This is a genomic window from Methanoregula sp. (assembly GCF_041663825.1).
GTDB lineage: Archaea > Halobacteriota > Methanomicrobia > Methanomicrobiales > Methanospirillaceae > Methanoregula.
This window is the reverse complement of sequence record NZ_JBAYLY010000054.1, coordinates 1-8,660: the sequence shown is the minus strand read 5'-3', so window position 1 is coordinate 8,660 and position 8,660 is coordinate 1. Positions and strand designations below refer to the sequence as shown.

Annotated in this window: 13 protein-coding genes and 1 tRNA gene; 8 read left to right on the top strand and 6 right to left on the bottom strand. The window is 48.9% G+C overall.

The genetic code is table 11. From position 1 onward, the window contains the following. The first annotated feature begins 64 nt into the window (after positions 1-64). The 8 genes from WCX19_RS14705 to WCX19_RS14670 all read left to right on the top strand — a co-directional run bounded on the left by WCX19_RS14705 (position 65) and on the right by WCX19_RS14670 (position 6,044). Positions 65-199 carry a hypothetical protein gene (locus WCX19_RS14705; RefSeq protein ID WP_373009440.1) on the top strand — a complete coding sequence of 45 codons (135 nt, stop codon included), beginning with the start codon at positions 65-67 and terminating at the stop codon, positions 197-199. Positions 200-858: 659 nt separating this feature from the next. Further along, positions 859-1,173, top strand: a complete 315-nt coding sequence (locus WCX19_RS14700) for a hypothetical protein (protein WP_373009438.1) — start codon at positions 859-861, stop codon at positions 1,171-1,173. After that, positions 1,160-1,519, top strand: a complete 360-nt coding sequence (locus WCX19_RS14695) for a hypothetical protein (RefSeq protein ID WP_373009436.1) — start codon at positions 1,160-1,162, stop codon at positions 1,517-1,519. Before WCX19_RS14700 ends, WCX19_RS14695 begins: the two co-directional genes overlap by 14 nt. Next, entirely contained in the window at positions 1,519-2,853 is a 1,335-nt protein-coding gene (locus WCX19_RS14690) for an AAA family ATPase (RefSeq protein ID WP_373009434.1), read from the top strand. Before WCX19_RS14695 ends, WCX19_RS14690 begins: the two co-directional genes overlap by 1 nt. 40 nt (positions 2,854-2,893) lie before the next feature. Then, a complete protein-coding gene (locus tag WCX19_RS14685; protein WP_373009432.1) occupies positions 2,894-3,835 on the top strand; it encodes a DNA adenine methylase in 942 nt (313 codons plus the stop codon). Then, a complete protein-coding gene (locus WCX19_RS14680) occupies positions 3,822-4,538 on the top strand; it encodes a hypothetical protein (RefSeq protein ID WP_373009430.1) in 717 nt (238 codons plus the stop codon). The genes WCX19_RS14685 and WCX19_RS14680 overlap by 14 nt, the downstream gene beginning before the upstream one ends. Further along, entirely contained in the window at positions 4,469-5,923 is a 1,455-nt protein-coding gene (locus WCX19_RS14675) for a DNA methyltransferase (RefSeq protein WP_373009428.1), read from the top strand. The genes WCX19_RS14680 and WCX19_RS14675 overlap by 70 nt, the downstream gene beginning before the upstream one ends. A gap of 46 nt (positions 5,924-5,969) precedes the next feature. Continuing rightward, positions 5,970-6,044, top strand: a tRNA-Cys gene (locus WCX19_RS14670). A gap of 39 nt (positions 6,045-6,083) precedes the next feature. Here WCX19_RS14670 and WCX19_RS14665 read toward each other — a convergent pair. From WCX19_RS14665 to WCX19_RS14640, 6 genes are all read right to left on the bottom strand, one after another. Next, positions 6,084-7,013: a hypothetical protein gene (locus WCX19_RS14665; protein ID WP_373009426.1), complete on the bottom strand. Its 930-nt coding sequence runs from the start codon at positions 7,011-7,013 to the stop codon at positions 6,084-6,086. A gap of 117 nt (positions 7,014-7,130) precedes the next feature. Continuing rightward, positions 7,131-7,358 carry a hypothetical protein gene (locus WCX19_RS14660; protein WP_373009424.1) on the bottom strand — a complete coding sequence of 76 codons (228 nt, stop codon included), beginning with the start codon at positions 7,356-7,358 and terminating at the stop codon, positions 7,131-7,133. Then, a complete protein-coding gene (locus WCX19_RS14655) occupies positions 7,358-7,642 on the bottom strand; it encodes a hypothetical protein (RefSeq protein WP_373009422.1) in 285 nt (94 codons plus the stop codon). The genes WCX19_RS14660 and WCX19_RS14655 overlap by 1 nt, the downstream gene beginning before the upstream one ends. Then, on the bottom strand, positions 7,635-7,862 hold the full coding sequence (locus WCX19_RS14650) for a hypothetical protein (RefSeq protein WP_373009420.1): 228 nt from the start codon (positions 7,860-7,862) through the stop codon (positions 7,635-7,637). Before WCX19_RS14650 ends, WCX19_RS14655 begins: the two co-directional genes overlap by 8 nt. 298 nt (positions 7,863-8,160) lie before the next feature. Further along, complete coding sequence (locus tag WCX19_RS14645; protein ID WP_373009418.1) at positions 8,161-8,421, bottom strand: hypothetical protein; 261 nt, start codon at positions 8,419-8,421, stop codon at positions 8,161-8,163. Then, positions 8,418-8,660, bottom strand: a 243-nt coding sequence (locus WCX19_RS14640; protein WP_373009416.1) for a hypothetical protein, incomplete at its 5' end; no start/stop codon positions are given. The genes WCX19_RS14645 and WCX19_RS14640, both read right to left, overlap by 4 nt.

Below are 8,660 nucleotides of genomic sequence, written 5' to 3'. Positions count from 1 at the left end.
TTAGGGGTCGCTGGCATCGGGGCAATTTTCGGTGAAGACAAACATTAAAACGCAGAGGTAACAGATGACACTTGACGAAAAAGCCGAGAAGGCGATCGACGAAGTATTTTCCGATCACAGTGTAACGGAAGATGAGACGCTCAACCGCTTGCAATCATTGCGGGAGCACATCGAAATTCTGATGAACTCGATTGAGTAGACCGATCGCATCGTAGCCCAGATGGAAGAGGCGCAGGTCAAATTACCCTTCCCGCCATTTACCCAACGGGTCGTAGGCAAGGGTTATCAGGGAGCCTGTAGTCGTAGGTTCGATCCCTACCGATGCGACTATAAATAATAGTCGCCGGCCTCATGCCGGCGACCATTTGATTGATGACCTACTTGCCCATTTTCTTACGGGCACACAGGTCAGAACGAAGTTGCGAAACATCCTTTCGGCCAAGTTTCTTGGCCCACCTATTAGCCACCTTCCATGTCAAAGGTTCGTCAACGTATGGCAACTCTTTCACGACTTCCTCCCGTGACGGTTCCTTATACGGCAAAGTGCCACTGCCAATGCCAAACACTTCCCTGGTATTGGCCTTGGTGGATTCCTTCGCCGTGGGTGGGTCCGGGATGGCATCCCTGGTTTCCCTGGAACAGATGGGGACGAATCTGGTTGACCTACCTTCGCAGATTTTTCGCAATTCGTCAGGAGTGTCACACTGGCACTCCATGTCTCCTAATGTGAAATGGTACATAACGTATCCTCTCTGGGTTAAAGAAACTACCGAAACTACCAAACCTCACTATACCACCCAGCCACAACGGAGTCAAGTCGTGCTAATTAACAGAACTCAATCTGAGAAACGCCATCAGATGCCGACAGACCCTAAGCCTAAGCTCAAAGCAGTCATAATTCCCGTGTTTCGAGTGAAATATCAGGATTTAGAGGAGTACATCAGACAGGTATTTGGCTTCGAGTTTGACCTTCTATTCAACACGGGAACCGTAAATGGTCTCTGCCTTGAATATCAAGTTCGCGGCGATGGTCCTCAAATCACCAGTCAACAGGCAAACGATCTCCGTCGCGGCCGTCACAACAGAAATCTTCCCCTGATGCTTGACGTTCTAGTGGCAGATGGATACATACCCGCTGGACGATACATCATCGACACCCATGACAAAACCTAAAACATTCGCCGACATGATGGTAGCGTTTCCATTTGATGACCTTTGGGAATTGCTAAACAATCCACGGTCGATTGATGCCGAGACGTTGGAGCACGTCATCAATTGGTGCCAACCGAAAATCCCAAGCGGAATAATTCGCTTTGACGCTTTTGCTGACGTTGTTGTCAAGAGCGGATTTATTGCAACGAGAAGTGCAGTCATTCGCAAGATCAAAGAAGGATCAATGAAGTGGAACGGAAGTCAAGTCAGTGACCCCAACATGCTGTCAGGATTTCTTGATCCTGGTTGGGGCGTGATTCAACTTGGAAAACGAACACACAGAGTTGTTATAGAGGATAAATCATAATGCACCACTGGGGATGGATTATCGGCGGAACTGCTGCATTGACCGGGGCACTCACCATGTTTTGGGGATACATCCGAAGCATCTGGTCGCAAATCTCCAGTTACTTGATTGTCAACTGCAAGGTGCAAGGCGGCCTGCAAGAAGCCGTGAGCATGTATTGCTGGCAACACTTCAAGACCTCACCTTATGGAATGCGAAACTACATTGGGTGGACGATGTTTGTCCGACCAAAGAAAAGAGTCCAGTTGATCGCAATGGAGATCGTTGGCACGGGAGGGAAATTATTCTGGTGTGGTTGGCGTCCCGTCTGGATTAAACGCGAGGCTCGATACAACCAACAAGACATTATGATGGGAGAAAAGAATTTCGAGGGCGGTCTTACTCTCACCTTTCTTCGAGGCACTTTTAATCTCGACAAACTCCTCATTGCTGCTACCAACGAATACAACGCTGCCCAGGCTACAACCGACAATCAAGCTCGGCCAAGATATTCCGTAAGGCACTTATTTGGTTCGGATGGAAAACCGGCTCGATTGCAAAGCAACGATGGTGCGTGTGGTGCCGCGCAGACCGCCGATTGGACGGCAATAACTTCCATGCAAAATCGAATCCTGCAATGGAACCCGGATGACCTGGGGACATGCCGATTGAATCATGGCAACGCGGTTGGACAACTAGCCCTCAGCCCGGAGGCAACGGCAATGGTTGACGAAATCAAGCGTTGGCGAACCAGTGAAGAATGGTATAAGAGTCGAGGTATCCCGTGGCGACGTGGCTGGTTGCTCTATGGACCTCCTGGCACTGGAAAGACCTCAATCGTTCGTGCCATCGCCGAAGATTTTGATTTGCCGGTTTGCGTCTACCATCTGGCCACGCTTTATGACAACGAGTTACAAGAACACTGGCAGAGGATGCAACAGGAAGTTCCTTGCATCGCTTTGATCGAAGACATCGACACGGTATTTGAGTGCCGAAAGAACATTGCCGGCGGACATCTAACCTTTGATTGTTTGTTGAACTGTCTCGATGGAATCGAACGTGCAGGCGGCGTCCTGTTGGTTGTCACCACCAATCGACTCGATCAACTCGATCCAGCGTTGGGCACGCCGACGCCCGATCATACTTCAAGCCGACCGGGACGACTCGATCGAATGCTGGAAATGAATTCGCTCAACGATGCCGGGCGATTGAAACTTTGCCAACGCATCCTTACCGAATGGCCAGAGATATGGCCGGAAGTCATGGAAGCCGGGCTAAACGAAACGGGTGCCCAATTCCAAGGTCGATGCACTCAGAAAGCATTGCAACTCTACTGGAAAAATAAGGGCGAGTAGGATCGCGGTAATCACATAATCTACGGCTGACAAAATCAACATGAAATCATTTTTTGGTTACCCCGGTGGAAAATCTCGACTAGCAACACGATTTGTGAAGCAAGGAGTGTTTAATCCTGTTCTGCCTATCACAGAATATATTGAACCATTCGCGGGCGGTTTTTCAATGGGACTAACACTTCTCAAAGAATACGGCCCCTTTCCTGTAAGAATCAACGACATTGACAAGGACGTATTCGTCTTGTGGGATGTGGTGTTGAATCCCAAAGAACGAAACGAACTCTGTCAAAAGGTAATGAGTTTCAAGCCAACCTTGCGCGACTTCGCCAAAGTCAAATCTCGAATCCTGGCTGATAAGGACAAGTGCCGTTTCCACCGAACCAGGGTTGAGCGAGCGTTTGACAAGTTGCTCGTTCATAAATTGTCCTACTCAAACATGGGCGAGAAAGCGGCCACGCATGTTGGTGGCAAGAGCCAGAGGGCGGACGACGGAACGCCTAAGCAATGGGGTTTTGACGTTCGCTGGAATCCTGCTGAAATCTGCAAGGCGATTGTCCGTGTAACAGATATGGTCAAGGTGCAGACAGCCGGAAATTTCCAGGTCACATTCGACAACGTATTTGATCTCTTGTCAGACATTTCCCCAAAGACGTTAGTGTACCTTGACCCGCCCTATTATGTTGCCGGAGATAAATGTTATAAGCATTCCTTTGCCAACAACGGCGACGGCAAGCGACCAACCAACAAACATGAAGACCTGGCGAAAGCCTTGAAAGGCGTCAAGTGGCGATGGCTTATGACTTATGACAATGCTGAGGCTGTAAAAAAACTGTACCCAGGCCAATGTGCTGAGGTCACTCTAAATTACCAGATGTCATCGGCCTACCGCGCGGGGCAATCTCTCAAACCAAATACCGAATTGGTAATTAGTAATTTCCCACCGCTCCTAAAACCATTTACAAACGAGAATGTCCATGTTTGAGCATTACGAATCCTACGAAATTTCCGAGTACGAGGAAACGTCCGAAGAAGACGATGATCCCACACGCCGTCGCCGTGGTCAGCAACTTTTCAGCGAAGCCGTTGAAAAAGATTGGAAGGGTGCTTATAACCTTCTTATCCAAAATTGGCAGGACGCATGGAAGAAAATCACCGGCATCGACCAAGATGGTCAACGCAATCCAAACTTCCATGACGTTCTGGATTTTGCCGAGCAAGGTCTGCAACGTGGACTCATATCAGAAGATGGAAAGATTCTACCGACGCCCATTGCCCCGTTGCAAGAAAACTCCTGCCTGCGAACGGTAGACAACAACGGCCTTCGACATCTGGTTTACACCAGTGCTCTTCGCGGCGAGGTTTCTGTCACTGGGGAAGACGCCTGGTGGTTGCTCTACTATTTATCGGCAGCGTGGAAATTCTTGGCAAGGAAGCATTTCAGAAAGATTCAATCGCGTCGGCTGCTAAAATTCCTTTTGGAATCAGACGCCTTTGAGGACTTGTCTTTTCTTGACGAAGAGAAGATACTGGGACTCTTAGCGAAGGCCGGCCACGAGCCGATTGGGAGTTCACCGCCTTGTAATGACCTAACCCCAGCAAATCACCCAAGTACCCTATGTCAACAGCCAATGAAATCGTCGCCCATTGCCTGGTCTCTAAACTCGAACCAAACCCTTGGAATATAGAAGTTGGCCCTCCACTAACCTACGAAGATTCTAAGTTTCTCAAGGAGAGTATAGAACGCGATGGCATCCAGATTCCATTGATCGTCTGGCGAAACGGCAATCACCTTATTGTCCTGTCGGGCAGCAATCGCCTGCGAATAGCCAAGGAACTAGGACTGAAAACCGTTCCAGTCATTATTCGGGAGTTCACCAGCAAAGACGCCGCCAAGTTATTTGCAATCAGCGACAACCTGGCGCGACGCCATTTGACCACGGGGCAACGAGCTTACCTTGGTCTCCAATATGAGGAACTTCTTGCGGGTCATGCGGGCAGACCCCCCAAAGGCGATATTTTGCCAAATTTGGCAAAATTAAATGCGCGCGAATCTGCCGCCAAGAAAGCAGGAGTGTCTCACGGTTCACTCAGCGCAATGAAAACCATCCGCGATTCGGGCGACAACAAGTTGCTACAAAGTGTCATTGACGGCAGCAAAACTTTACATGGTGCTGTTCACACCATTCGATCGAGGGAAAAATCCAACAGCAAAACTGAGAAGCCCAGTCGTCTGACTGATGACCAGTGGAAAGAAAGGGTTGCAGCCACAACTCTGATAGAAGGCGATTGCCGAAAGGAAATGAAGAAAATCGACAAGGCCAGCGTCGATGTCATAATCACTGACCCGCCGTACCCCTGCATTGGAAAAGACTACGGAGCAATGACCGAGGAAGCATGGCTGGACATGATGAAGACGGTAGTCGTCGAGTGTCGCCGAGTATTGAAGCCGACCGGCAGTGCCATGTTCATCCTCCAACCAAACTTCAAGAACATCGGAGCTATGCGTCTTTGGACATGGAGATTTGTCTTGTGGGCTGCGGAAGAATGGAACTTGGTGCAGGATGCCTATTGGTGGTGCATGAACACGCTTCCCTCTCACGCTGCCAGCCGGAAGGTCGGCCTAATGCGGCAGAGCGTCAAATGGTGCGTTTGGTTGGGCCGGCCGGACTGTTATCGTAAACAAGAATCAGTGCTTTGGGACATATCAGACGCAATGGCTTCGATACGATGGGAAGACCGTTGTTTACAACGAAGACCTGGTGGCCAAGCCGTCAACGCCGGCAGAACCGCCCAGGTGGCAATGGAACGAGGAGGAGTCACCCCATTCAACCTGCTGCCATTTGCCGCAGCAAACCCTAACGAAAGCGTTGGCCACCCTGCAAGCACGCCCTACGCTCTTGCAGACTGGTGGTGCAAATACTTACTGCCCACCGGCGGCGTATTACTTGATCCCTTTGTTGGAAGCGGAACAATGTTGCTTGCGGGACTCGACAACGGGGCGTCAAAAGTTATTGGAGTGGATAAGCAGAAAAAATACTTAGTGATGGCAAAACGAAAAATACGCAGCTAAGAAAATCAACGATACGTTGAATGTTGTTTATATTGGAAACCAAGATGGGGAGATAGTCCAACAAGAGCAGAGACGGCCCGACAAGGGACGCAATGTGCGGGTTCGACTCCCGCTCTCCCCACTCATTTTTGATGCGGGTTAGGCGAGGTAGGATTTGCACCTACCTCGCCTTTATTGTTGCAAGTTCGTTCCCGCAAAAACTTTCAATCTTCCTGACGAGTTCCTTTGCGCCAAAGTAATGCTCAAAAACTTTTCCGCACGGAAGGAGTTCCAACACCATCAACCTGTTTTGTCGTGAAATGAATTTCGACCATAGGATGACAAGATCAGCATTCTTCGGAACGGTCTCCGCTCGCAAATCTTTTCCCTCCATGAAACTTACTTCGCACAGATGTTGAACCCTATCGCGTATGTGCCGGCCTTCGTCGCCCCGCGTACCTATGACCATGATCCTCTTCTGCCTGACGACTGTTGCCGGTTTATGACTGGGTTGCGATACTATCCGTTTCTCTTCCGCTGGGATGGATAGCGGTAGCATCACTTGAATTGGACGTTCCATGTTCTCAACAAGTCGTTTCGTGACGACGGCTGCAAGATCAGCAGTTGATAATGCTCCTAACAACTGATCTGCTGAAAATGTAGAACCAATATCGTCGATCGTCAACATCGTAAGAAAACGACCAAAGAAGTGTTGACGTACCTCGTCATCAGTAAGAGAAGTGATGATCTCTTGTTTGGTTGCCGGCACACCCTGGAAGAAAGTCACTTGAGCAGCAAGTGCTCCGGCTCTGTCCGCTAATTCCCTGGTCTCTTCCTCCTTTGCCCTAATTCGCTTTACCAACGGCTTCAATGATTTCACCGTTAGTATGCCGGGTCTCTGTCGATTTTGCGGAAACTGTTTTTGTGCAAGACTCGCAATTCGAGACAGGCAATCTGTTGAAGTTGCCTTCATCTTCCACACGATTTCCGCTAGTCGATCCCAATCATCATCGGTCCAGAAAATCTTATTAGCCTTCTCGGCAACAAAGATTAAGTCGCCTAATGAATCGCCTTTATTACGAACAACAACATTCTTCCTTGTTTTTACCATTGCAAACCTCGTTACCGAAATATATCCAAAAGCAGAATTCTACTCTGTATGTGACCCATCTGCAATACCCCTCCCACATTGGCATGGGCCTACTTTACCCAATCAACGCATCCTTGCTCATTTTGATTTCTTGCGTTTCTTCCGCCATGCTTTTCTGCGTTGCTCCCGCTCGTCCACGTCGATCATTTCCAAAACCACCTTCGCGTGGCAATGATCTGGGTCTGACTTTAGCAGCATTTCCGCGACCTCGCGGACGGCCGCATGAGGTCCGTTCATCCTGGTAATCATGCAGACGTGAGCCAGAGCATCCCGAAAACCAAGTGCGTGACAGAACTTTGGTTCCATTATTTCTTCCTTGATCTTTTGACCTTGGCCTTGGCCTCTTGTTGAACCTCGTCCATTTTCTCCTGAACACAAGTCGCCAATGTACGAAGCGCGTTTCCCAAAACCGCCACATCAGTCAAAGTCATCAGTGCGCCAAAATCGCACAGACGAACATGCACGTCCCGTCGCCGACCGTGCGACGACTTAATCTCGGCGATGATGCGACCGTTTACATTCCTACTTGGCTTCGTAAATGGTTGAGATTCAACTATGATGCCATCGGGAATTTCATAAACCCTAATCATGTCTCACTTCCTGTGACAAAATGTGTTCAATTGCATAGGCCAAGAACAAAGAATTATTCTCTTGACCAAGTTTAGTATTGATTCGAGCCATATTGGGTTCAATAAACTTGTCGCAAATCGCGGCAGCAAAACGACCAGTATCCTTGAGCCGGCGATACATCCGACGTGCCTCTTCTATTTCCTGATCGGTGAGTATGTCCGCGATCGTGAACCCTTTCATATTTTTACTTTCTCAGCCAATGCCGAAATCAAAGTGTTCCATCCGTGATCCTTGTGATTGGCCATCCATACCAACTCGTGAAAACTTTTTCCAATCACACGCAGATTCCTAGTCTCGACTCCAGCCACATCGCAAGCCTGAGCTACTGAAACGCGAAGCATAATAAGTTCCAGTCGATCAGCGCGATCCATAATCGGCAACTTTCGTTGCAGAACCCGAAGCGTATCCTTCCGAAGATGAGTCTCCACCTGCCCGGACGATCTCATAAAATTCTCCAACTCAATAAGAGTTTGTCAAATCATAGCCTATCAAGAAAATCAAGGGCGTCCTTAATTGTCCTTGCAGAGTCCGCATTGGGACAGGCACAAATCAACATGGGTCCACCATCCTTGGGATCGGGTCCAATGACTTCATGGGTGAAACCTAGACAAGCAAGTTTCTCCGCCTCGTTGCCTGTCATAAATTCAAAAGCAGGATCAGATGGCGTCTCTTGTCCAGGCTGCCTGTACTCGAAGACCTGTAGGTTCACTCTGTTTTCTTTCACGTTGATGAAACTCATTCTCCCGTCCCCTTGTCCGTTAATGGAACGATATTGTTTACCGCTTCGATTCCATGCTCCTCAATGATACAGTCAAGGCAAATGATTGGATACTCGCGCTTCTCGTGCGTTTCTTTCTGCTTTGGTCCAATCCAAACATCTTGACCGCACCTAGAACATTGGGCAACCGTGGAATTCTTATAAGGCACGTAGCCCAGTATCGCTGCACCCTCGCAGGGCAAACAACCAATTACATATTC

What these genes read in the sequence shown, in the direction of transcription:
- WCX19_RS14680 (WP_373009430.1), top strand. Translation starts at nt 3,822, where the DNA reads ATGTCCATGTTTGAGCATTACGAATCCTACGAAATTTCCGAGTACGAG.
- WCX19_RS14655 (WP_373009422.1), bottom strand. Translation starts at nt 7,642, where the DNA reads ATGATTAGGGTTTATGAAATTCCCGATGGCATCATAGTTGAATCTCAA.
- WCX19_RS14705 (WP_373009440.1), top strand. Translation starts at nt 65, where the DNA reads ATGACACTTGACGAAAAAGCCGAGAAGGCGATCGACGAAGTATTTTCC.
- WCX19_RS14650 (WP_373009420.1), bottom strand. Translation starts at nt 7,862, where the DNA reads ATGAAAGGGTTCACGATCGCGGACATACTCACCGATCAGGAAATAGAA.
- WCX19_RS14665 (WP_373009426.1), bottom strand. Translation starts at nt 7,013, where the DNA reads ATGGTAAAAACAAGGAAGAATGTTGTTGTTCGTAATAAAGGCGATTCA.
- WCX19_RS14700 (WP_373009438.1), top strand. Translation starts at nt 859, where the DNA reads ATGCCGACAGACCCTAAGCCTAAGCTCAAAGCAGTCATAATTCCCGTG.
- WCX19_RS14690 (WP_373009434.1), top strand. Translation starts at nt 1,519, where the DNA reads ATGCACCACTGGGGATGGATTATCGGCGGAACTGCTGCATTGACCGGG.
- WCX19_RS14645 (WP_373009418.1), bottom strand. Translation starts at nt 8,421, where the DNA reads ATGAGTTTCATCAACGTGAAAGAAAACAGAGTGAACCTACAGGTCTTC.
- WCX19_RS14675 (WP_373009428.1), top strand. Translation starts at nt 4,469, where the DNA reads ATGTCAACAGCCAATGAAATCGTCGCCCATTGCCTGGTCTCTAAACTC.
- WCX19_RS14685 (WP_373009432.1), top strand. Translation starts at nt 2,894, where the DNA reads ATGAAATCATTTTTTGGTTACCCCGGTGGAAAATCTCGACTAGCAACA.
- WCX19_RS14695 (WP_373009436.1), top strand. Translation starts at nt 1,160, where the DNA reads ATGACAAAACCTAAAACATTCGCCGACATGATGGTAGCGTTTCCATTT.
- WCX19_RS14660 (WP_373009424.1), bottom strand. Translation starts at nt 7,358, where the DNA reads ATGGAACCAAAGTTCTGTCACGCACTTGGTTTTCGGGATGCTCTGGCT.